21 protein-coding genes, 9 tRNA genes and 2 rRNA genes (1 of these 32 cut by a window edge) are annotated in these 23,079 nt (G+C 39.6%); 31 read left to right on the top strand and 1 reads right to left on the bottom strand.

Annotated features, from left to right (window positions below; genetic code table 11):
- The 13 genes from IQI_RS05770 to rocF all read left to right on the top strand — a co-directional run.
- A 23S ribosomal RNA gene (locus IQI_RS05770) occupies positions 1 to 1,377 on the top strand; it begins 1,559 nt to the left of the window's first position.
- Between the two features lie 154 nt (positions 1,378 to 1,531).
- A 5S ribosomal RNA gene (gene rrf / locus IQI_RS05765) occupies positions 1,532 to 1,648 on the top strand.
- Positions 1,649 to 1,656: 8 nt separating this feature from the next.
- A tRNA-Asn gene (locus IQI_RS05760) sits at positions 1,657 to 1,731 on the top strand.
- 2 nt (positions 1,732 to 1,733) lie between these two features.
- A tRNA-Thr gene (locus tag IQI_RS05755) sits at positions 1,734 to 1,806 on the top strand.
- Positions 1,807 to 1,825: 19 nt separating this feature from the next.
- Positions 1,826 to 1,900: transfer RNA gene (locus tag IQI_RS05750), tRNA-Glu, on the top strand.
- A gap of 21 nt (positions 1,901 to 1,921) precedes the next feature.
- Positions 1,922 to 1,997 (top strand) — tRNA-Val (locus IQI_RS05745).
- 59 nt (positions 1,998 to 2,056) lie between these two features.
- Positions 2,057 to 2,132: transfer RNA gene (locus IQI_RS05740), tRNA-Thr, on the top strand.
- An 18-nt stretch (positions 2,133 to 2,150) separates the two neighbouring features.
- A tRNA-Tyr gene (locus tag IQI_RS05735) sits at positions 2,151 to 2,234 on the top strand.
- A 70-nt stretch (positions 2,235 to 2,304) separates the two neighbouring features.
- Positions 2,305 to 2,379 (top strand) — tRNA-Gln (locus IQI_RS05730).
- A 5-nt stretch (positions 2,380 to 2,384) separates the two neighbouring features.
- Positions 2,385 to 2,457 (top strand) — tRNA-Lys (locus IQI_RS05725).
- A gap of 56 nt (positions 2,458 to 2,513) precedes the next feature.
- Positions 2,514 to 2,589: transfer RNA gene (locus IQI_RS05720), tRNA-Ala, on the top strand.
- A 164-nt stretch (positions 2,590 to 2,753) separates the two neighbouring features.
- Positions 2,754 to 3,143, top strand: coding sequence for a thiol-disulfide oxidoreductase DCC family protein (locus IQI_RS05715; protein ID WP_064091707.1), 390 nt, complete (start codon positions 2,754 to 2,756; stop codon positions 3,141 to 3,143).
- Positions 3,144 to 3,596: 453 nt separating this feature from the next.
- The gene (gene rocF, locus IQI_RS05710; RefSeq protein WP_064091706.1) at positions 3,597 to 4,499 is read left to right on the top strand and encodes an arginase; all 903 of its coding nucleotides are present in this window, start codon (positions 3,597 to 3,599) and stop codon (positions 4,497 to 4,499) included.
- A 66-nt stretch (positions 4,500 to 4,565) separates the two neighbouring features.
- Here the strand turns inward: rocF and IQI_RS05705 are convergent, their stop codons facing one another.
- The gene (locus IQI_RS05705) at positions 4,566 to 4,727 is read right to left on the bottom strand and encodes an aspartyl-phosphate phosphatase Spo0E family protein (protein WP_064091705.1); all 162 of its coding nucleotides are present in this window, start codon (positions 4,725 to 4,727) and stop codon (positions 4,566 to 4,568) included.
- Positions 4,728 to 4,895: 168 nt separating this feature from the next.
- Here IQI_RS05705 and sigW point away from each other — a divergent pair, with 168 nt between their 5' ends.
- The 18 genes from sigW (at position 4,896) to IQI_RS05625 (ending at position 23,078) form a co-directional block, all read left to right on the top strand.
- Positions 4,896 to 5,459 carry an RNA polymerase sigma factor SigW gene (gene sigW, locus IQI_RS05700; RefSeq protein WP_064091704.1) on the top strand — a complete coding sequence of 188 codons (564 nt, stop codon included), beginning with the start codon at positions 4,896 to 4,898 and terminating at the stop codon, positions 5,457 to 5,459.
- A 15-nt stretch (positions 5,460 to 5,474) separates the two neighbouring features.
- Positions 5,475 to 6,107, top strand: coding sequence for an anti-sigma factor family protein (locus tag IQI_RS05695; protein ID WP_064091703.1), 633 nt, complete (start codon positions 5,475 to 5,477; stop codon positions 6,105 to 6,107).
- Between the two features lie 257 nt (positions 6,108 to 6,364).
- Positions 6,365 to 7,201 (top strand): diadenylate cyclase CdaA, encoded by an 837-nt coding sequence (gene cdaA / locus IQI_RS05690; protein ID WP_064091702.1) that lies wholly within the window; start codon positions 6,365 to 6,367, stop codon positions 7,199 to 7,201.
- The gene (locus IQI_RS05685; RefSeq protein WP_064091701.1) at positions 7,194 to 8,435 is read left to right on the top strand and encodes a CdaR family protein; all 1,242 of its coding nucleotides are present in this window, start codon (positions 7,194 to 7,196) and stop codon (positions 8,433 to 8,435) included. The genes cdaA and IQI_RS05685 overlap by 8 nt, the downstream gene beginning before the upstream one ends.
- A 25-nt stretch (positions 8,436 to 8,460) precedes the next feature.
- Positions 8,461 to 9,810 (top strand): phosphoglucosamine mutase, encoded by a 1,350-nt coding sequence (glmM, locus tag IQI_RS05680; protein ID WP_064091700.1) that lies wholly within the window; start codon positions 8,461 to 8,463, stop codon positions 9,808 to 9,810.
- A 518-nt stretch (positions 9,811 to 10,328) separates the two neighbouring features.
- Positions 10,329 to 12,131, top strand: coding sequence for a glutamine--fructose-6-phosphate transaminase (isomerizing) (gene glmS, locus IQI_RS05675; RefSeq protein WP_064091699.1), 1,803 nt, complete (start codon positions 10,329 to 10,331; stop codon positions 12,129 to 12,131).
- Between the two features lie 283 nt (positions 12,132 to 12,414).
- Entirely contained in the window at positions 12,415 to 13,149 is a 735-nt protein-coding gene (locus tag IQI_RS05670; RefSeq protein ID WP_064091698.1) for a YveK family protein, read from the top strand.
- Positions 13,136 to 13,792, top strand: coding sequence for a CpsD/CapB family tyrosine-protein kinase (locus tag IQI_RS05665; RefSeq protein WP_064091697.1), 657 nt, complete (start codon positions 13,136 to 13,138; stop codon positions 13,790 to 13,792). Before IQI_RS05670 ends, IQI_RS05665 begins: the two co-directional genes overlap by 14 nt.
- Positions 13,793 to 14,041: 249 nt before the next feature.
- A complete protein-coding gene (locus IQI_RS20555) occupies positions 14,042 to 14,182 on the top strand; it encodes a hypothetical protein (protein WP_156509847.1) in 141 nt (46 codons plus the stop codon).
- Between the two features lie 16 nt (positions 14,183 to 14,198).
- Positions 14,199 to 16,031 (top strand): polysaccharide biosynthesis protein, encoded by a 1,833-nt coding sequence (locus tag IQI_RS05660; RefSeq protein WP_064091696.1) that lies wholly within the window; start codon positions 14,199 to 14,201, stop codon positions 16,029 to 16,031.
- Positions 16,032 to 16,046: 15 nt separating this feature from the next.
- On the top strand, positions 16,047 to 16,934 hold the full coding sequence (galU, locus tag IQI_RS05655) for a UTP--glucose-1-phosphate uridylyltransferase GalU (protein ID WP_064091695.1): 888 nt from the start codon (positions 16,047 to 16,049) through the stop codon (positions 16,932 to 16,934).
- A gap of 18 nt (positions 16,935 to 16,952) precedes the next feature.
- On the top strand, positions 16,953 to 18,104 hold the full coding sequence (locus IQI_RS05650; RefSeq protein ID WP_064091694.1) for a glycosyltransferase family 4 protein: 1,152 nt from the start codon (positions 16,953 to 16,955) through the stop codon (positions 18,102 to 18,104).
- Positions 18,089 to 19,204, top strand: a complete 1,116-nt coding sequence (locus tag IQI_RS05645) for a glycosyltransferase family 1 protein (protein ID WP_064091693.1) — start codon at positions 18,089 to 18,091, stop codon at positions 19,202 to 19,204. The genes IQI_RS05650 and IQI_RS05645 overlap by 16 nt, the downstream gene beginning before the upstream one ends.
- Positions 19,201 to 20,091 (top strand): glycosyltransferase family 2 protein, encoded by an 891-nt coding sequence (locus IQI_RS05640; RefSeq protein ID WP_064091692.1) that lies wholly within the window; start codon positions 19,201 to 19,203, stop codon positions 20,089 to 20,091. The genes IQI_RS05645 and IQI_RS05640 overlap by 4 nt, the downstream gene beginning before the upstream one ends.
- Positions 20,092 to 20,128: 37 nt before the next feature.
- A complete protein-coding gene (locus tag IQI_RS05635) occupies positions 20,129 to 21,199 on the top strand; it encodes an EpsG family protein (protein WP_064091725.1) in 1,071 nt (356 codons plus the stop codon).
- 18 nt (positions 21,200 to 21,217) lie between these two features.
- The gene (gene galE, locus IQI_RS05630) at positions 21,218 to 22,255 is read left to right on the top strand and encodes a UDP-glucose 4-epimerase GalE (protein ID WP_064091691.1); all 1,038 of its coding nucleotides are present in this window, start codon (positions 21,218 to 21,220) and stop codon (positions 22,253 to 22,255) included.
- A 62-nt stretch (positions 22,256 to 22,317) separates the two neighbouring features.
- Positions 22,318 to 22,494 (top strand): hypothetical protein, encoded by a 177-nt coding sequence (locus tag IQI_RS20810; protein WP_197489713.1) that lies wholly within the window; start codon positions 22,318 to 22,320, stop codon positions 22,492 to 22,494.
- Positions 22,495 to 22,496: 2 nt separating this feature from the next.
- Positions 22,497 to 23,078, top strand: coding sequence for a sugar transferase (locus IQI_RS05625; RefSeq protein ID WP_082892602.1), 582 nt, complete (start codon positions 22,497 to 22,499; stop codon positions 23,076 to 23,078).
- Position 23,079 lies beyond the last annotated feature (1 nt).

Genomic DNA, 23,079 nt, shown 5'->3' with positions numbered 1-23,079 from the left:
CGAAGGCTGAGCTGTGATAGCGAGCGAAATATAGTAGCGAAGTTCCTGATTCCACACTGCCAAGAAAAGCCTCTAGCGAGGAAAAAGGTGCCCGTACCGCAAACCGACACAGGTAGGCGAGGAGAGAATCCTAAGGTGAGCGAGAGAACTCTCGTTAAGGAACTCGGCAAAATGACCCCGTAACTTCGGGAGAAGGGGTGCTCTGGTAGGGTGCAAGCCCGAGAGAGCCGCAGTGAATAGGCCCAGGCGACTGTTTAGCAAAAACACAGGTCTCTGCGAAGCCGTAAGGCGAAGTATAGGGGCTGACGCCTGCCCGGTGCTGGAAGGTTAAGAGGAGTGCTTAGCGCAAGCGAAGGTGCGAATCGAAGCCCCAGTAAACGGCGGCCGTAACTATAACGGTCCTAAGGTAGCGAAATTCCTTGTCGGGTAAGTTCCGACCCGCACGAAAGGCGTAACGATCTGGGCACTGTCTCAACGAGAGACTCGGTGAAATTATAGTACCTGTGAAGATGCAGGTTACCCGCGACAGGACGGAAAGACCCCGTGGAGCTTTACTGTAGCCTGATATTGAATTTTGGTACAGCTTGTACAGGATAGGTAGGAGCCTTAGAAGCCGGAGCGCTAGCTTCGGTGGAGGCGTCGGTGGGATACTACCCTGGCTGTATTGAAATTCTAACCCACGCCCCTTATCGGGGTGGGAGACAGTGTCAGGTGGGCAGTTTGACTGGGGCGGTCGCCTCCTAAAGAGTAACGGAGGCGCCCAAAGGTTCCCTCAGAATGGTTGGAAATCATTCGCAGAGTGTAAAGGCACAAGGGAGCTTGACTGCGAGACCTACAAGTCGAGCAGGGACGAAAGTCGGGCTTAGTGATCCGGTGGTTCCGCATGGAAGGGCCATCGCTCAACGGATAAAAGCTACCCCGGGGATAACAGGCTTATCTCCCCCAAGAGTCCACATCGACGGGGAGGTTTGGCACCTCGATGTCGGCTCATCGCATCCTGGGGCTGTAGTCGGTCCCAAGGGTTGGGCTGTTCGCCCATTAAAGCGGTACGCGAGCTGGGTTCAGAACGTCGTGAGACAGTTCGGTCCCTATCCGTCGTGGGCGCAGGAAATTTGAGAGGAGCTGTCCTTAGTACGAGAGGACCGGGATGGACGCACCGCTGGTGTACCAGTTGTCTTGCCAAAGGCATCGCTGGGTAGCTATGTGCGGAAGGGATAAGTGCTGAAAGCATCTAAGCATGAAGCCCCCCTCGAGATGAGATTTCCCATCACTTTATGTGAGTAAGATCCCTAGAAGATGACTAGGTAGATAGGTCAGAGGTGGAAGCATGGCGACATGTGGAGCTGACTGATACTAATCGATCGAGGACTTAACCACACAGTATCATTTTAAAAATGAACAACATTGGTCGATATTCGGCTTTCTTGACATCAATTCTTTATCTAGTTTTCAGGGAATAAATTTTTCAATTTACCCCTTGAAAAAAAACAAAAATATTATATAATAATATTTGTCATTGTAAGCAATCTTGTCTGGTGATTATTGCGAAGAGGTCACACCCGTTCCCATGCCGAACACGGAAGTTAAGCTCTTCAGCGCCGATGGTAGTTGGGGGATCTCCCCCTGTGAGAGTAGGACATCGCCAGGCTAAATCATTCCGCAGTAGCTCAGTGGTAGAGCTATCGGCTGTTAACCGATCGGTCGCAAGTTCGAATCTTGCCTGCGGAGCCATTGCTTCCATAGCTCAGCAGGTAGAGTGCTTCCATGGTAAGGAAGAGGTCACCGGTTCGAGCCCGGTTGGAAGCTTTTATATTTTATATAGACTGGCCCATTGGTCAAGCGGTTAAGACACCGCCCTTTCACGGCGGTAACACGGGTTCGAATCCCGTATGGGTCACCAACGTTTTTTCACATACATATTGGAGGATTAGCTCAGCTGGGAGAGCATCTGCCTTACAAGCAGAGGGTCGGCGGTTCGATCCCGTCATCCTCCACCATGATTTTTTAGTGAAATCATCATCCTTAACGTAACAGTTAAGATTTGATAACCATATATGCCGGTGTAGCTCAACTGGTAGAGCAACTGACTTGTAATCAGTAGGTTGGGGGTTCAAGTCCTCTTGCCGGCACCATTTTCTTTTAGTTTTTTTGGAGGGGTAGCGAAGTGGCTAAACGCGGCGGACTGTAAATCCGCTCCTTCGGGTTCGGCAGTTCGAATCTGCCCCCCTCCACCATTTTGTATATTAGTGTGTAAAATGGACATCATATAAATGTCCCTTTTTTATGCATAGAACTCATTCATATTGGGCTATAGCCAAGCGGTAAGGCATCGCACTTTGACTGCGACATGCGTTGGTTCGAATCCAGCTAGCCCAGCCATTTATGAGCCATTAGCTCAGTTGGTAGAGCATCTGACTTTTAATCAGAGGGTCGAAGGTTCGAGTCCTTCATGGCTCATCAAAGATCGTTTCTCACATGCTACGTTAGGTGTGAGATTTTTTCTATCTAAATATGGGGCCTTAGCTCAGCTGGGAGAGCGCCTGCTTTGCACGCAGGAGGTCAGCGGTTCGATCCCGCTAGGCTCCACCAAAGATTTTTGCGGAAGCAAAATATCTATCCGCTTACGAAGCTTTGCGGAATAAAATAACCATACATACGACATGAACCTCGAATCTTTTAGGAGATTTGAGGTTTTTTTATTGTTTTTATGAGTTAGTACAAAGTGTTATACTGACAAAAAAGGTGGGATTGGTATGGAAAAGATAATTTTATTTGATGGAGAGTGTAATTTTTGCGATAAAAGTGTTCAATTTATTATCAAAAGAGATCCAGAAGGACATTTCAAATTTGCTTCGTTGCAAAGTGAAATAGGGAAAAGGCTTCTCGAGAGATGCAATTCTCCAAAAGATATAGATAGTTTTATTCTGATTGAAGAGTCCGATTGTTATTTCAAATCCTCAGCAGCACTAAGAGTTTGTAAGAACATAACAGGGGCGTGGAAGATTCTCACTATATTCTTGGTTATTCCAAAGCCAATTAGAGATTTTTTCTATGATATCGTTGCTAAAAATAGATATAAATGGTTTGGTGAAAAAGAAAGTTGTATGCTGCCTTCTCCTGAGGAAAGAAAACGATTTTTATAGTGTATTTTGGTGATTTTAATTGATTTTATTAAGAAAAAGTAATCATTCTGCCTTTAAGTATAATGAAAGTGTTACTTTTTTGTGTGTGAAGAACAAGAATCATCGTATTTAAGTGAGAATTTTGTATCTGTTTAAAAAGATTGGATTTTTATTATCGAGAATTGAAGATTTATTATCAACTTTTGGGATTTTATTATCAACATTTAAGGAATTATTATCAACAATGAAATTGGTATTTTTTTTATTAGTAACTAAGTTGCTATATTATCAACTCTAAAGACTTATTTTCACCTCTAATCCTTTATTATCATCCACCCCCTACCCTTTTCAAACAGCGTCCCCCCTTCCCAAAACCTACACGCATATATATACACAATCCTGTCCAGTTGAGTCATTGCTCATATTATGGATACAATAGAGAGAGACAGACATTAGGGTAAGGAGGAAACAACAATGAACAAAAATATTTCAATTATCGGAGTACCAATGGATTTAGGGCAGATGAGAAGAGGCGTTGACATGGGTCCAAGCGCCATTCGCTATGCTGGAGTTGTAGAAAGACTGGAGAACCTTGGATATGAAATTAATGACCTGGGTGATATTGAAATTGGTCAAGCGGAGAGAGTACATAATAATCCAGATACGAACTTGAGAAATTTGAAAGCGGTTGCTGAAGCGAGTGAGAAATTATCAAACAAAGTAAAGGATGCGATCGCTAGTGGAGACTTCCCATTAATCTTTGGAGGGGACCACAGTATTGCAATCGGAACGTTAGCAGGAGTTTCTTCTCACTATGAAAATTTAGGGGTTATTTGGTATGATGCACACGGTGATTTAAATACGGGGGATACATCACCTTCCGGGAACATCCATGGAATGCCCCTGGCAGTCAGTCTTGGAATAGGTCATGAAGAGCTGACAAGTATCGGAGGATTCACTCCAAAAATCAAACCTGAAAATATCGTGATCATCGGAGCTCGTTCCCTTGATGAAGGTGAAAGAGTATTAATCAAGGAAAAGGGTATTAAAGTATATACGATGCATGAAATCGATCGTTTAGGAATGACGAAGGTAATGGATGAAGCGATTGGTTACTTGAAGGATAAAACTGATGGAGTGCATTTATCTCTTGATTTAGATGGATTAGATCCAAGCGATGCCCCGGGAGTTGGAACACCGGTTCTTGGTGGTATTAGCTACCGTGAGAGTCATTTAGCAATGGAAATGCTGGAAGAGTCAGGTGTAGTTACGTCAGCAGAGTTTGTTGAAGTAAACCCTATCCTGGATGAAAAGAACAAGACAGCTACTGTTGCAGTCGCACTAATGGGCTCTCTGTTTGGAGAGAAATTGTTATAAAAAGAAGATCCGCACTATAAAAGGCTGAGAATCTCACGAAGATTCTCAGCCTTTTTCTATTTTCTTTCAATGGGGCTTTACGACTTGATATTGATTTAATAGATCGTCAAGACGAGTACTCAAATCAACTACCTGGTCATCTGCAAAGGAAGACCTAAGTGCTAGTTCCACCATTTGACGACGACAGTCTTCAATTTGAAGTAATAGATCATTTACTCTACCTCGCATGTTCAGATCCTCCCGAAATAAAAATAATTAGTTCCTTTATACCCCTTTTCTAATAAATGTAAACATTTTTTGTTAAAAATTTGTTAGGATTATATTATGAAAAAAATTGAAACCTTTTTATAGGGTTATACGTATATAAATATAGCCGCATAGAGCGGGGGTAGGGAAATGGAAGCGTTAGTGAAAAAACGGATAAAACAAGTATTGAAGGGTGATCAAAACGCCTTTGCTGAACTAGTCGAGCTATACAAAGATAAAGTGTTTCAAATCTGCTTCCGTATGATAGGAAATCGTCATGAGGCAGAAGATATTTCACAAGAAGCCTTTATTAGGGCTTATATAAACATTGAAACTTTTAATCAAAATCGGAAATTTTCGACATGGCTATTTCGTATTGCTACAAATCTTTGCATTGACCGGATTAGAAAAAAGAAACCTGATTATTATTTAGATGCAGAGGTAGCTGGTACAGAAGGATTAACCATGTACTCACAAGTGGCGGCGGATGTTCAACTGCCAGAGGATGAAGTAGAGAATTTAGAGCTGCAGGAGACCATCCAAACGGAGATTTCTAAATTACCAGAGAAGTATCGATCCGTAATTGTATTGAAATATATTGAGGAGCTTCCTCTTCAGGAAATCAGTGAAATACTAGACTTACCATTAGGAACAGTAAAAACGAGAGTACATAGAGGGCGTGAAGCTCTCCGTAAACAATTACGATCATTGTAGAAAGGGTGAGTGATCATGAAACCTTGTCCTGAAGAAATCATCGAGTACATGCACGATTATTTAGATGGAGATTTGTCGAGTGATAACGAAAAAGTACTAAAACAACATGTGCAATCCTGTGAAGATTGTCAGCATCATTTTCATGAGCTGAAAAAAGCGATAGCCTTTGTTCAAAGTACTTCTCATATAAGCGCCTCAGATGACTTTACGAGTAAAGTAATGGCAAAATTACCGAAAGAAAAGAAAAAAGTAGGGATGGAGAGGTGGCTACGCCATCATCCATTAGTCACAGCTGCCGCACTTTTCCTCGTGCTGATGACTGGAAGCTTCCTAACATCATGGAATGATGATCAGGATTTTTCGTTCACGAAAAATGAAAACATAGTCGTTCAGGACCATACAGTGGTCGTACCTGAAGGGAAAGTGGTAGAGGGAGACCTAACTGTCCGGAACGGTGATGTAAAGATAGAAGGTAAAGTATCTGGGGATGTAACCGTCATTAATGGACAACAATACCTCGCATCCGCAGGAACGGTGACAGGTGAAATTAAAGAAATTGATGCAGCCTTTGAGTGGCTTTGGTACCAGATAAAACAAGGGACGAAAGATGCGTTAAATTGGGGAAATTCGCAACTTGAAGAAAAGTAAGATAAAATAGAGGGGATGGAAAAAGTAGGTCCGTCCCTAATAAAGGACTGACATGCTATGAGGTTCCTCAATCCATGTCGGTTTTTTTGTAGAATTCTTTTGAAGAAACGTAGGTTAATGCTTGGAGATAGATAGAATAATGCAGCCATGGGTATCTTTGCTTTGACATAGAGATTTTGTGATATAATATTAAAGTTACGAAATTGTAGAAGCCACATGGCGGCTTACGCTTCGATTAAGCTATTGGAGGATGTAATATGCCGTTTTTTGATGTTTTTTCAGGTTACTCCGCGCTGGATTATGTCTCTGATATAGTAGATATACTTGTCGTCTGGTTTGTAATCTATAAATTAATTATGCTGATAAAAGGAACGAAAGCCGTTCAATTATTAAAAGGTATATTTGTCATAATCATTGTAAGAGGCTTGAGTAGTATCTTTGGGTTAGAAACCTTAGGGTGGATCATGGGTCAAGCTCTGACGTGGGGATTCCTTGCCATTATTATCATTTTTCAGCCTGAGCTTCGAAGGGCTCTTGAACAGCTAGGTAGAGGGCGATTGTTCTCTAGAAGTGGTCTTCAAGAGGAAGAAGAACAGGAGCAGATGATTGAATCCATGACAAAGGCCGTAAGCTACATGGCGAAGCGTCGTATTGGGGCACTCCTTACACTGGAAAGAGAAACCGGAATGAGTGATTACATCGAAACAGGTATTCCCCTGGATGCAAGAATCACTTCTCAGCTACTCATCAATATTTTTATCCCGAATACGCCTCTTCATGATGGAGCGGTGATTATTCAGAAGCAGCAAATCGCCGCAGCGGCTTGCTACCTTCCTCTATCAGAGAGTCCGTTTATCTCGAAGGAATTAGGAACAAGACACAGAGCCGCTTTAGGGGTAAGTGAAGTGACAGATAGTATTACCATTGTAGTATCAGAAGAAACGGGAGCTATCTCTATTACGAAAAATGGAGAGTTACATCGCGACCTTTCTCTGGAGCGCTTCAGAGAAATTCTTACTGTCGAGCTTATAGGCGATAAAACAAATGCTTCCTCAACGAAATGGAGTTGGAGGGGGAAAAAAGAAAATGGATAAATTCATGGAAAGTCGTTGGTTCATGCGAGTCGTTGGATTAATGTTAGCCTGTATTCTCTACCTGTCTGTTAATTTTGATGATTTTCAGACGGACGCTAACAATAGTAATAATAACTCTCAGACTGCCATTGAAACAATTCGAGATGTGCCTCTCGAAGTCTTCTATGACAGTGAAAACTTAGTCGTAACGGGCTTACCTGAAACGGTCAATGTGACGGTTGAAGGACCAAAATCGATCGTTCAACCTACGAAAACCTTAAAGGATTTTCAGGTGTATGTAGATTTAAATGAGCTCGGTATCGGCGAACATCAAGTTCAAATCAAAACAGATAATCTTTCTGAAAAACTTGAGGTGAAGCTTGATCCTGATTTTGTAAATGTGTCGGTTCAAGAGAAAATCACGAAGGAATTTTCCGTTGATCCTGAGTTTAATGAAAGTTTCTTATCAAATGGCTTTGAAGCAGAGGGCTTAGCGGTTAAACCGAAAACGGTGAAAGTAACCGGATCTAAAGACGAAGTAGAAAAAATTGCTTATGTGAAAGCCACTTTAGATATTAATGAAGAAATCAATGAGAACCTAACACGAGAAGCGAAAGTACAGGTGCTTGATCGAGAGTTAAATAAATTAAATGTCTCCATTGAACCAGAAGTGGTAGACGTAACGGTTTCCGTTATAAACCCTAGCAAGGATGTTCCTGTTGTCATAAAAGAAAAGGGAAGCTTGCCAGAGGGAACAACATTGGAGTCTATCTCGGTTGAACCGAAGGAAGCTGCAATCTTTGGCAGACAAGAAGTGCTGGACTCGATTAAAGAGCTAGTAGCCCAAGTCGATTTAAGCAAAATTACGAAGGATACAACCTTGACGGTTCCACTTTCATTACAAGATGGGTTAAACAAGGTTGCACCTGAAGAAGTGAAGATAAAGGTAGACGTCACAACAACAGAACAAAAAAGGTTATCCGGTTTAAAGCTGACTCCTCAAGGCTTAGGGGAAGAGTACGAATATACCATCGTATCCCCTGAAGCTGGATCCGTGGATGTTTCACTTAAAGGTCGCAGTGATGAGGTCGGTAAAATAACAAAAGATGATTTTACTTTAGACCTTGACCTTTCGGGGCTTGAGCCTGGTGAACACGAAGTAGAAATAGATGCCGCAGGACCTGAGAATATTGATTGGAATCTGTCTCAGAAGACAGTAAGAATACAAATTAAAGAAAAGAACACATCAGCATAAGTGCTGAAAAAAGGAGAGAATGACAATGGGTAAGTATTTTGGAACTGATGGAGTAAGAGGTGTAGCGAACACAGAATTAACACCGGAATTAGCATTTAAGCTTGGACGTTTTGGTGGATATGTTCTGACGAAGGACGCTACTCGTCCCAAAATATTAATTGGTAGAGATACTCGTATTTCTGGACATATGTTAGAAGGAGCTCTTGTAGCAGGGCTGCTTTCAATCGGTGCTGAGGTTATGCGATTAGGTGTTATTTCAACTCCAGGTGTAGCTTACTTGACGAAGGCACTAGGTGCACAAGCTGGTGTGATGATTTCAGCTTCTCATAATCCAGTAGCGGATAACGGAATTAAATTCTTCGGCCCTGATGGTTTTAAATTATCAGACGCACAAGAAGCAGAAATAGAAGATTTATTAGATCAAACCCAAGACAATCTGCCACGTCCAGTAGGAGCAGATTTAGGACAAGTAAGCGACTACTTCGAGGGTGGTCAAAAGTATATTCAGTACTTAAAACAAACAGTCGACGAGGATTTCGATGGCATACATATCGCTTTAGATTGTGCCCACGGAGCAACATCTGCCCTAGCGACACACTTGTTTGCTGATTTAGATGCAGATATTTCCACAATGGGAGCTTCTCCTAACGGATTAAATATTAACGAAGGCGTTGGCTCTACTCATCCTGAAACCCTTGCTGAAATGGTGAAGGAAAAAGGTGCAGATCTTGGACTTGCCTTTGATGGCGATGGAGACCGTATTATTGCCATTGATGAGCATGGAGAGATTGTAGACGGAGACCAAATCATGTACATCTGTGGAAAATACTTAAAGTCTGAAGGACGTTTAAAGCAGTCTACGGTGGTTTCAACTGTGATGAGTAATCTTGGTTTCCATAAAGGACTTGAAGAAAACGGAATTCAAAGCATTCAAACCGCTGTTGGAGATCGTTATGTAGTAGAAGAAATGAAGAACAACGGCTATTCTCTTGGTGGAGAACAGTCCGGACATATCATTTTCTTAGATTACAACACAACGGGAGACGGGCTTTTAACAGGAATTCAGCTTGTGAATATCATGAAATCTACTGGAAAACCACTATCTGAACTGGCAGGGGAAATGCAGAAGTTTCCGCAGAAGCTTGTCAATGTTCGTGTAACAGATAAGCACCATGTAACGGATAATACAACTGTGAAGCAAGTGATTGATAAAGTGGAAGAAGAAATGAATGGAAACGGACGTATTCTTGTTCGCCCATCTGGAACAGAGCCTCTGGTTCGTGTGATGGCTGAAGCTCCAACTGAGGAATTATGTGAGCAATACGTAACCGAAATTGCCAATGTAGTAGAAAAAGAAATGGGATTAAATGAATAAGAAGTTCTAAATACATGCATAAGGGGTCCAATCGGACTTCTTATGCATATTTTATTAGAGGATTCTTTATCCAAATAGGTTTCGTTCTCAAGTATGTCGGGAACATAACAAGGAGGTAACAACTTCCTCAATTCGTTAAATTTCTATTGACGAAAGGAAACCTAAAAGTGTATGATGATTTTGTTTTCATTTTTCTAAAAAAATGGAAATACTACGTAATACGCCAGTCAAGAAGGAAAGGTGGATTGTATTATATTATATTTTTTATAAAGCGCCAGGACTAAGCAGCAACACAGCTTAGTTGACGAGGTGGAGGTTCTATCGACCGTTCGGCGGATGCCTCCCGGTTCTCGAAGTCACCGAGCCGAAAGTTTCTTTCTCAAAACATTGAGGTAACTTAATGGACAAAAGGAAGAAAAATGTGACCAAAGTAAATACTAATGACAATAGAGATGAGGGGGCAATCTGTCCCCAGTGAGAGACTTTGCCCCCTTTTCATTCAGGGAGGAAATTTATTTATGTGTGGAATTGTAGGATATATCGGAAACTCAGATACAAAGGAAATTCTTTTAAAAGGTCTTGAAAAGCTTGAATACCGTGGGTATGACTCAGCGGGGATAGCGGTTCAAAACAATGAAGGAATTCATGTATTCAAAGAAAAAGGCCGTATTGCTGACCTTCGTAGTGCTGTTGATGAGAGCGTTTCGAGTAACACTGGAATTGGTCACACTCGTTGGGCAACCCACGGTGTACCTAGCCAACTAAATGCTCACCCTCACCAAAGTACTTCAGGTCGTTTTACAATCGTTCATAACGGAGTAATCGAAAACTATTCTCAGCTTAAGCGTGAATATTTAACGGACGTATCTTTCAAAAGTGAAACCGATACTGAAGTAATCGTTCAACTAATTGAAAAGATTGTAGAAGAAGGAAATACGGTAGAGGAAGCATTCCGTCAAACTCTAATGCTTCTGAAAGGTTCATACGCTATTGCTCTTTTAGATGCTGAAAACGATGAAACCATCTTTGTAGCAAAAAATAAAAGTCCACTACTAGTCGGTCTTGGAGAAGACTTTAATGTTGTAGCAAGTGATGCTATGGCTATGATTCAAGTAACAGACCAATTTGTTGAACTGATGGATAAAGAAATGGTCATCGTGACAAAAGAAAAGGTCGAAATTCAAAACCTGATCGGTGAAGTAATGGAACGTGCTCCTTACACTGCTGAAATCGATGCAAGTGATATCGAAAAAGGAACGTACCCTCACTACATGCTAAAAGAAATCGATGAACAGCCACTTGTCATGCGTAAAATCATTCAAGCGTACCAAAACAATAATGACGAGCTTCACATTGACCAACCAATCGTTGGAGCAATGAACGAAGCGGACCGTATCTACATCATCGCATGTGGAACAAGTTATCACGCTGGTCTGGTTGGAAAGCAATTCATCGAAAAAAGTGTAAAAATCCCTGTTGAAGTGCATGTAGCAAGTGAATTCAGCTACAACATGCCTTTACTTTCTGAGAAGCCATTATTTATCTTTATTTCTCAAAGTGGTGAAACAGCAGACAGCCGTTCCGTACTTGTTCAAATCAAAGAGCTTGGACACAGAGCCTTAACGATTACGAATGTAGCGGGTTCTACCCTTTCTCGTGAAGCGGATTATACTCTCCTTCTTCATGCAGGACCTGAAATTGCCGTTGCTTCTACAAAAGCATACACAGCGCAACTGGCTGTATTAGCTATTCTAGCTCATGTAACAGGTCAAGCATGTGGACACATCGAAGACTTTGATCTCGTTCAAGAGCTTGGAATCGTTGCTACTGCTATGGAAGCACTTTGCGATACAAAAGAAGAATTTGAAGAAATCGCTCGTGAGTACCTGTCAACAACTCGTAACTGTTTCTTTATCGGTCGTTCCCTGGACTATTACGTAGGACTAGAAGGAGCACTAAAACTTAAAGAAATCTCTTACATCCAAGCAGAAGGATTTGCTGGAGGAGAGTTGAAGCACGGTACCATCGCCCTTATCGAAGAAGGGACACCAGTGGTTGCACTTGCAACACAAGAAGCTGTTAACCTAAGCATTAGAGGAAATGTAAAAGAGGTAGTTGCTCGTGGAGCAAACCCTTGCATCATTTCCATGAAAGGCTTAGAAGACGAAGAAGATCGCTTCGTCTTACAAGAGGTACATCCAATGTTAACACCTCTTATCTCTGTCATCCCATTACAATTAATCTCTTACTACGCTGCTCTACACCGCGACTGTGATGTAGATAAGCCGCGTAACTTGGCGAAGTCGGTTACGGTTGAGTAGGAGAATATAAAAAAAGCCTCTACTGCTACATAAGCGGTAGAGGCTTTTTGTAATTAAGTTGATTTTCAAATAATTTCCTAAAATCAAAAAAACCTATTGACATGTTCTTTATACAGAACTAAAATGAGAGAAGAATAGAATTTATGAAAAAAATTAGGTACTTCGTCTTGGGAAAGTAAAATAATTTTGAAACGGATTATTTTTTTTGAGAACATTGTTCGTTATATAGAATTTTAATTAAAAATCAAGCATTTCCTCCAAAAAATCAGTAAAGGTGGTCCCAATGAGCAGATCCAACCAACCCAATTACATTGTCAATAATGTCGCGAGAGAAATTAACTTAAAGGAATACTTTGATGTCATTAAAAAACGAATTTGGTTGATTGTCGTGATAACACTCATTACGACCATTGGAGGAGCTTATTATAGTTCATACACTCATACCAACTTATATGAATCTTCCAGGAGGATCATTGTTGGACCCGAGGCTGGGAACATGAGCACGCTGATGGTTATGGTGAAGGATCCGATCATTATGGAAAAGGTAAGAAGCGAATTGAATCTTTCCAGATCACCTGAAGGGATTGCTAATCAAATCTCTGTTGCTAGGATTGATGAGTCGCAGGTTATCAAAATATCAGCCGTTGATACAGATCCCATCGTAGCAAGAGATATTGTCAATTCAACTTCAAAGCTATTTAAAAGCGAGATTGCAGCAATCTTGGAATTCCAAGACGTACAGCTTTTATCTCCCGCCAAAGAAAATCCTTACCCCATTAATGAAAAAGGGAACCGAATGACGATTATTGCGTTTGTCTTAGGACTGATCACATCAATTGGATTAATCTTTTTATTAGATTCACTAGATCATACGATTAAAACAAACCAAGACATTGAAGATTATTTAGGGCTAACCGTACTAGGAAACATATCAAATATGAATAAGAAAAAATTTGTAAAGAAGAAAAGCGCACAACCTGAAGTAGAGTTAAGGGGTGAAACCGTTGGCCTTAAATAGGAAGAAACAATTAAGCACAATGAAGAAACGGCAGTTGATTACGTATTCTCATCCAGAATCACTCATTTCTGAACAATTTCGAGAAATTAGAACGAATATGAAATTCATAAACGATAGTAAGAACAAGGTTTTCTTGATAACTTCTCCTAAAGATGGAGAAGGTAAATCAACGACCATAGCTAACTTAGCCGTATCCATGACTCAGCAAAAAGAAAAGATACTGATCATTGACGCTAATTTACGGGAACCCGTTATCCATTCTATTTTCAAAATTCCTAATGACGTTGGGTTAACCAATGTATTAACAGGAAAGGCCTCAATAGAAGATGCTATTTATAAAACAGAAATTAGTCGATTAGATGTGTTAACCAGTGGATCCACTTCCTTTAATCCTGCTGAACTATTAGAAACGAAGAGAATGAAAGACCTTTTGAAGTCGATTGCAGAATCCTACGATATTGTTTTGATAGACGCTCCAGCTGTTCTAAAGTCAACTGAAACGAGAGTACTTGCTAACCAATCTGATGGAGTCGTACTAATCATGAATCGAGGAAAGACAGAGATTGAAAAAGCCATTGAAACGAAAAAAGTGTTAGAGCTCGCTCATGCAAAAATTGTAGGTGCGATTTTGAATGAAGGATAAGGTTTTATTTTTTTAATCAATTGTTCGTTATTAAGAATTTAATGTGCGTTTTGGTGATGTCTCCTTACCATTATCCATGGAGGCACTCGGTCATGCTGTGGGTTGAAATAGACCTTAGACGCTCGTCGTCGATAGTGTGGTGTGAGGGTGGGTTAGATGCCCATATTTTTAATGTTTTTATGTAAAGCGTCTTAGTTCATTTAAGACCTTTACATAAACACTTTAAATTCAATAAGGAGATGGAGAAAATTGAGACGATCTGTAAATGAGTACTCCAAAGTGAGATATATGAGGGAAGATGATGTAAACGAATTAGTAGAAGAGCAAGTGAATGTAAAGCGCAGAAAAATACGAGTATTGCAACCGAGAAAAAGAAGAATCATGAAATAAGGAGAGGAGACGTCACATGACCTATCGCCAGAGATTATCTCTATTCATACTAGTGGATTCCATTATTGTCTTAACCGCCATTTTTGCCAGCAAAATGCTAATTAGTGCCACCATCCAAGTCATTACTCTCCCGGTTATTATCAGCTCTATTACAATGCTAGTGAGTCATCAGATTTTTTCTCTTAAGCTAAAGCTTTATAAAAAGGCATGGGAATATGCCAGTATCGGGGAATTATTAATTATTTTCAAGGTAGTTAGTTATTCTGTAATAACAGGTTTGATTATTCAGGAGGTCACCCTTCAGGAAATCCACTTTCGACTGCTTGCTGTGACTTGGCTGCTTCATATGTTATTGATAGGCGGCTCACGATTTGCATGGAGAATCTACCGTGATTCCTTTATGTCAAAGGTAGATAATCGAAAGCGAACATTAGTTGTAGGAGCAGGAGCCGCTGGAACTATGGTAGCCAGGCAGTTGCTGAATAATAATGAAGGCGATTTGGTTCCTGTTGCCTTTATTGATGATAATGTCAGAAAGCAAAAATTAGACATATTAGGAATTCCCGTTATGGGTGGTATTGATCGAATTGAAAAGGTGGTAGCAAAGCTAGATATAGAACAAATCATTATCGCAATTCCTTCTCTCAGTAAGAAGGAATTGAATCCAATTATACAAGAGTGTGTAAAAACCAAAGCCAAAACACAAACACTTCCAATGCTTGAAGATTTAGTAACAGGTAAAGTATCCGTCAACCAAGTCAGAGATGTTCAAGTCGAGGACTTACTCGGAAGAGACACAGTGGAAATTGATATGGGTACGATTTCAGAATACGTTACGAATAAAGTTGTGCTTGTTTCAGGTGCCGGTGGATCTATTGGCTCTGAAATATCAAGACAAATCATACAGTTTAAACCGAAGCAATTAATCTTACTAGGTCATGGAGAAAACAGCATTTATTCCATCGAAATGGAGCTGAAAGAAGCATTTGGTCACCTACCCATTGAGATTACCCCTGAAATAGCCGACTTGCAGGATGAGAAGAAGATGATTCAGGTGATGGATGAATACGCTCCTGATGTGGTTTACCATGCAGCGGCTCATAAACATGTTCCACTGATGGAACGAAATCCAGAAGAAGCCGTCAAAAATAACCTCATAGGAACAAAAAATATAGCTAATGCTGCCAGTTGGAGCAGAGTGAAAACCTTTGTCATGATTTCCTCGGATAAAGCAGTGAATCCAACCAGTGTCATGGGCGCAACGAAGAGACTGTCAGAAATGGTCATTCAAAGCATGGATCAAACCAGTTCAACGAAATTTGTCGCTGTTCGATTTGGAAATGTATTAGGAAGCAGAGGGAGTGTCATTCCTCTATTTAAAAGACAAATTGAAAAAGGTGGACCCGTAACCGTCACTCATCCAGAGATGATTCGGTATTTCATGACAATCCCAGAAGCATCCCGATTAGTCATCCAAGCGGGAGCATTGGCAAAGGGTGGAGAAATATTTGTCTTAGACATGGGAGAGCCTGTGAAAATTGTGGACTTGGCAAAGAATTTAATTAAGCTATCTGGTCATTCCATTGAAGAAATTGGTTTAGAATTTACCGGAATGAGACCAGGAGAGAAGCTATACGAAGAACTGTTAAAGGATGATGAGATTCATGAAGATCAAATCTACCCTAACATCTATATCGGCAAGACGGCGAATCTTTATTTAGATGAAATTGATGAAATCATTGATACCTTTACTTCCTTAGATAGAAGCACCTTAAGGGAAACATTAGTGAATTTAGCCAATACGAAAGAAGTGTTAAAACCAAAACCAGTCATGTCCATATCAAGCTAATAGGAGTGTTAATAGATGAAAGTAAGAAAAGCGATTATTCCTGCTGCTGGACTGGGAACAAGATTTCTTCCAGCGACAAAAGCCATGCCAAAGGAAATGCTGCCGATTGTAGACAAACCGACGATTCAATACATAGTGGAAGAGGCAATTGAGTCAGGCATTGAAGATATCATCATCGTAACAGGAAAAGGAAAGAGAGCAATCGAGGACCACTTCGATCATTCTTTTGAACTTGAACAAAATTTATTAGATAAAGGAAAGTTCGAACTGTTATCGGAAGTTCAAAAGTCTTCTAAACTAGTAGACATTCATTATATTCGTCAAAAGGAACCAAAAGGATTAGGTCATGCCATCTGGTGTGCTCGAAAATTTATTGGAGATGAACCATTTGCTGTTTTACTCGGAGATGATATCGTCAGTGCGGAAACGCCTTGTCTTAAACAAATGATCAACCAATACAATCGATATCAATCTTCTATTCTAGGAGTACAAACGGTGAAGGAAGACGAAGTATCACGCTACGGGATTGTTGATGGTAATCAAATTGGAGATCGCTTATTTGGTGTAAATAGTTTAGTGGAGAAACCGGATAAAGAAGAAGCACCTTCCAATCTAGCGATTATGGGACGGTATATCTTAAATCCAAGGATCTTTGATGTGCTGGAAAATCAATCACCAGGAGCAGGAGGAGAAATTCAGCTCACAGATGCCATAGCAGAATTGAACAAACATGAAGCAGTCTACGCCTATGATTTTGAAGGAACACGCTACGATGTAGGAGAGAAAATGGGCTTTATTCAAACCACCATTGAATTTGCTCTAAAAAGAGATGACCTGAAAGGAAATCTATTAGATTACCTTTCAAATGTAATGGAAAGAGAACTATCGAAGGAAAGAGAATAATCGAAGCAGGTGAAGAAGATGGCCAATTCAATTCTTTTTTGTGCCACCGTAGATTATCACTTCAAGGCATTTCACCTTCCATACATGAAATGGTTTAAGGAACAAGGCTGGGAGGTTCATGTTGCAGCAAGTGGAAACATGGAGCTTCCATTTGTAGATAGAAAATACACGATTCCTATACAGCGATCTCCGCTTTCAATGAAAAACATGGAAGCATACCGAGAATTAAAAGGAATCATTAATGAAAATCAATATAATATCATTCACTGTCACACACCAATGGGCGGAGTACTTGCACGTTTAGCAGCGCGTGAAGCAAGAAAAAAAGGAACAAAAGTGATTTATACTGCACATGGATTTCATTTTTGTAAGGGAGCACCTTTAAAAAATTGGATGCTCTATTATCCGATTGAAAAGAAGCTTGCTCATTATACGGACTGTCTGATTACGATAAATGAAGAAGACTACACTTTAGCTAAACAACGTTTTAACGTCCCTACCCTTGAACACGTTCATGGTGTCGGGGTTGATACAGAAATCTTCCAACCAATCTCAGAAAACGATAAAGCAGTACTCAGGAAGTCATTTGGATACAAACCAGATGACTTTTTATTATTTTATGCTGCTGAATTCAACGAAAACAAAAACCAACAGATGTTGATTAAAGCTTTAGCCCTAATAAAAGAAGAGGTTCCAAATGCAAAGCTATTGCTTGCAGGAGAAGGAGCTTTGCAAGATCAATGTAATGAACTAGCAAAAAGCTTAAACATCCCTCACATGATAGATTTTCTTGGGTTTCGAAAGGATATTCCAGAAATCCTTCCAATGTGTGATGTGGCCGTTGCCTCGAGTCTGCGTGAAGGACTTCCAGTGAATATTTTGGAAGCGATGGCTTGTGGGCTACCGGTAGTGGCGAGTGTGAATCGGGGACATCGGGAGTTGGTGATCGAACATAAAAATGGATGGATTGTTAAACCGACTAACATCGAAGGATTTTCTAACAAGCTTAAACTCCTTGCTGCTTCAGAAGATATAAGACGTCAGCTAGGAATGACTGGAAGAGAAATGATAGTAAATACATTTAGTGTCCAAAGAATATTAAATGAAAAAAGTCGAATTTATCAATCCAATATGAAAGAGAAGGAGGTGGCACAATGGGCAGTCCGTTAAGAGTTCTCCATGTAGTAGTGAATATGAACCGTGGTGGAGCCGAGACCCTCATCATGAACCTGTATCGAAACATTGATCGAACAAAGGTTCAATTTGATTTCTTAACCTGTAAAGAAGGTGTGTTTGACTCGGAAATTCTTGAAATGGGTGGGAAGATTCATTTGATTCCTTATGTTACGGAGGTTGGGCATTTTGGTTATGTGAAGGAGTTGGATAGGTTCTTTGAAGAACACTCTTACAAAATTGTACATTCTCATCTAGATAGGATGAGTGGACTAGTGTTAAGGGCTGCTAAAAAGGCGGGTGTTTCGGTTCGGATTGCGCATAGTCATAATACGCAAAGTGAGGGTGGTATTGGAGCGAAGACATATAAATGGTTAGTAGGACAATATATTAATTGGAATGCTACTCACATGTTTGCCTGCTCAAAGGCTGCCGCCCAATGGCTGTTTGGAAACCAAGCTCATAAAGCCTTCCTATTAAAAAACGGAATAGAATGCGATAAGTTTCAGTTTTCCTTCTACATACGAAATCAAGCTAGAGCTGAATTGCAGCTAAATGATGAAACATTCGTATTGGGGCATGTAGGGAGGTTCTGTCATCAAAAAAATCACATGTTTTTGCTTGAGACATTTGCAGAAATACAGAAAACCATTCCCAATGCTAAATTAATTTTGGTGGGGGACGGACCTTTAAGGAAAGAAATTACTGAAAAAATTAATAATCTAGAATTAGAACAACATGTGATGCTTTTAGGAGTAAGGGAAGACATCCCCTCCCTGTTACAGGCGTTTGATGTATTTGTTTTTCCTTCTTTCCACGAAGGCCTCCCAGTAACCCTAATTGAAGCTCAAGGGGCGGGGTTACCATGTCTAATCTCTGATCGTGTTACGAAGGAAGTAGATATGGAAAGTCAGTTAGCTCACTTTTTACCAATTGAAAACCAAGGAATTTGGGTGAAACAAATTTTGAAAAAAAGAACCGTTCCTTTAAATAGAAAACGATCTGAAGGAACTCTTGCTCTAAAAGGCTATGACATTCGAAAAACAGCAGAGGATACGGAAAAATCATATCTTACGTTAGGGGGGAATGTTCTTTGAAGCAACTAACGGTATTTACACCAACCTATAATCGAGCATATTGCCTCCACCAATGTTATGAAAGCTTAAAGATGCAGACAAATAAGAATTTCATCTGGCTTATCATCGATGATGGGTCGACAGATAATACCAAGGAACTTGTATCCAAATGGATGAAAGAAGAATCTATCCACATCATTTATCATTGGCAAGAAAATCAAGGTATGCATGGAGCTCATAATACAGCCTATCAATTAATAGATACAGAGCTTAATGTTTGTATAGATTCCGATGATTATATGCCTGAAGATGCTATAGAGAAAATTTTAACCTTTTGGGCTGAACACGGAAGTTCTAAAGTGAGTGGAATCATAGGGTTGGACGCCAATACTAAAGGAGATACCATTGGTTCAAGACTACCTGATAATATTGGAGCTTCTACACTATTTGATCTCTACAATAAATATGGAGTAACTGGAGATAAAAAGTTAGTCTACCGTACAGAGCTGACCAAAAAATATCCCTACCCAATATTTAAGGAGGAAAAGTATGTAGGGCTTGCTTATAAGTATTACATGCTGGATAAAGAATACAAAATGCTTCTTATGAATGAAGTCCTTTGCTTCGTAGAGTATTTACCTGATGGATCCTCAAAAAACATGCTAAAGCAATATCGCAAAAATCCGAAAGGGTTTGCTTTCTATCGTAAAGAATTAATGAAACTTCCTTTTGCTAGTAGAAACTTTAAATTTAGACAGGCCATTCACTATGTTTCTAGTAGCTTTATGTGTCGTAATTGGAGTTTTTTAAATGAAACTCCAAATAAAATATTAACCTTCCTAGCGTTGCCTTTTGGTGTAACGTTGTATTTTTATGTTTCAAAAAAAACTAAACCTGCAACAAGCTAGAGTCCCTTTCCAAAAGTTTTTGAAAGGATTTTATTATATGACAATACTTTGGATGAATCTCATTATTGTGTTTTTCTTTTCGTTTTTTGCAAGGTACTCTGCTACAACGGTTTTGGTTCTAAATAAGCCTGTTGCTATTATACCGAACAAGTTATTATTGTTTGGATCCTTTATGTGTCTTGTGCTTATTTCTGGATTACGATCAAATATTGGTGACACCCCTTTTTATATGCATGCTTATAATGTTGGTGAGTTTAGTTGGGAGTTAATAGATGGGAAAAGTGATGTAGGGTTTTGGGTACTTCAATTACTATTAAAATCTTATATTTCACAAGATCCTCAAATACTTATTTTTACAGCTGCGTTAATAACAAATGGTCTTATATTAATAACATTATATAAATATTCAAGAATGATCGAGTTGAGTCTATTTGTGTACATTGCAAGTGGTATGTTTTTAGTTTCAATGAACGGAATCAGACAATTTCTTGCAGCGTCAATCATTTTCATCGCAACGAAATATTTAATAGAAAAGAATTGGATTATTTATTTTCTCATTGTGATTTTCGCATCGTTATTCCACTTAAGTGCTCTTATTTTATTACCTATCTATTTTCTAGTACAAGGAAAGCCTTGGTCAAAGGCAACTCTAATGGTTATTATTGCAGCATTAATTATCGTTGTTGGTTTCGAAAAATTTACAGCTATATTGTTTACAGCGATAGAGGACACACAATATGGACACTATAGGACATTTTCTGAAGGGGGAGCAAGTACCATGAGAGTTGCAGTTACTTTTGCCCCGTTGCTGATTGCTTACCTTGGAAGAGAAAAGTTGAAAGAAATATTCCCTGCTAGTGATGTCATAGTCAACATGGCTCTAATAGGATTTGTTTTCATGTTAATTTCTACACAGAATTGGATATTTGCAAGATTTTCTATTTATTTCGGGTTATATCAGCTTATTCTAATTTCTTGGATAATAAAATTATTTAGAAAAAAGGATGAAAAAATAATATATTTTTGCATACTAGTTTGCTATACATTTTACTTTTATTATGAGCATGTAATTAGTTTGGGAATTGAGTATAGAAGTCAGTTTTTATAAAATATTGGGAGGTGCCATATGGCAGTATTAATAACCGGCGGAGCCGGATACATCGGCAGCCACACTTGTATAGAGCTTTTAAATGTTGGTTATGAAATAATAGTAGTAGACAATTTTTCAAATAGTAAACCAGAAGCACTAAAACGGGTTTCAGAACTCACGAGAAAATATTTTAAAACCTATTGCTTAGACCTACAAAATCGAGAGGGACTAGAAAAAATTTTTACAGATAACAAAATAGAGGCAGTGATTCACTTAGCAGGCTTAAAGGCGGTTGGTGAATCTGTTCATTTTCCACTTAAGTATTATGAGAACAATATAAATAGTACAGTTACTCTGTGTGAGGTTATGAAAAAGTTTGAGGTGAAAAACCTTGTATTCAGTTCGTCTGCAACGGTTTACGGAGCAACAGAAACAGTACCGATCTCTGAAAACACTCCGCTTGGAGCTACGAATCCTTACGGTCGAACGAAGCAGATGATCGAAGGGATTTTAGAAGACCTTTATGAATCTGATCACAACTGGAGTATTGCTTTACTAAGATACTTTAATCCAGTTGGTGCTCATGTGAGTGGAAGAATTGGAGAAGATCCAAGCGGTGTGCCAAATAATCTTATGCCCTATATCTCTCAGGTGGCAGTTGGGAAATTAGAAACCCTTAAGGTGTTTGGGGATAATTATTCTACTGTCGATGGTACTGGTGTAAGAGATTATATTCATGTGGTGGATTTAGCCAAAGGTCACGTTAAGGCACTAGAAAAGATGCTCATTTCTAAAGGTGTTGAATCGTATAACCTAGGAACAGGTCAGGGATATAGTGTACTTGAAGTCATAGCCGCTTTCGAGAAAGCATCAGGTAAAACCATTTCATATTCCATTGTGGAAAGAAGACCAGGGGATGTGGGTATATGCTATGCAGATGCCTCTAAAGCAAAAAAAGAATTGGGATGGGTTACTTGTAAAGGGCTAGATGAAATGTGTCAAGATTCCTGGAGATGGCAACAAAATAATCCCCATGGATACAATGTAGAAACGAAGTTATTAATAAGAAGCTAAGCACAGGTGCATGCAAATGGCAGCTGTTTTTTTTATGTTCAAAACAAGTGAGGAAAGTTGATATGAATATATCGGATAACCTAACACAGGAAGATCTGCAAAATTTATTATTGAATGATTATATAAAAACAAATAGATCAGAAGAATTAAATACACAAGATCTACTCAACGAAATTAAGGACAGCATCCTTACCATTTGTTCTTTAAAGGAAAAAAGAAGAGTAGAGGGTGGTTTATAGTGATAAAGCGAACCATAGACATTACTGTTTCTTCGGTATTACTCGTAGTTCTTATGCCATTTATGGTACCCATTGGTCTAGGAGTAAAAATAACGATGGGTGCTCCCATTCTGTTCAGACAAACGCGTCCTGGATTATACGGGAAACCTTTTAAACTTTATAAATTTCGAACAATGAAAAATGGTGAAAAATGTGATGAACAAAGGTTAACCTCTGTGGGGAGCTTCCTTAGAAAATACAGTCTAGATGAGTTCCCTCAACTATACAATGTATTAAAAGGGGACATGAGTCTAGTTGGTCCTAGACCGTTACTCATGGAATACTTGAATATCTACACCCCTGAACAAAAAATAAGACACAATGTGAAACCTGGAATCACAGGATGGGCTCAAGTAAATGGGAGGAATGCGATCTCATGGGAAGGAAAATTCTTATTGGACGTTTGGTATGTAAAGAATCAGAGTTTCCTACTGGATGTAAGAATCCTAGCCAAGACCTTGATCAAAGTGATCAAAAAAGAAGGGATTCATCAACAAAATCATGCGACAACAGAAAAGTTCAAAGGCTCGAAAGAAGTGGTCTAAT

Source organism: Rossellomorea aquimaris TF-12, from assembly GCF_001648555.1.
GTDB classification, from domain to species: Bacteria; Bacillota; Bacilli; order Bacillales; family Bacillaceae_B; genus Rossellomorea; species Rossellomorea aquimaris.
The sequence above is the reverse complement of the archived record's forward strand: the minus strand, read 5'-3'. Positions and strand labels throughout refer to the sequence as shown.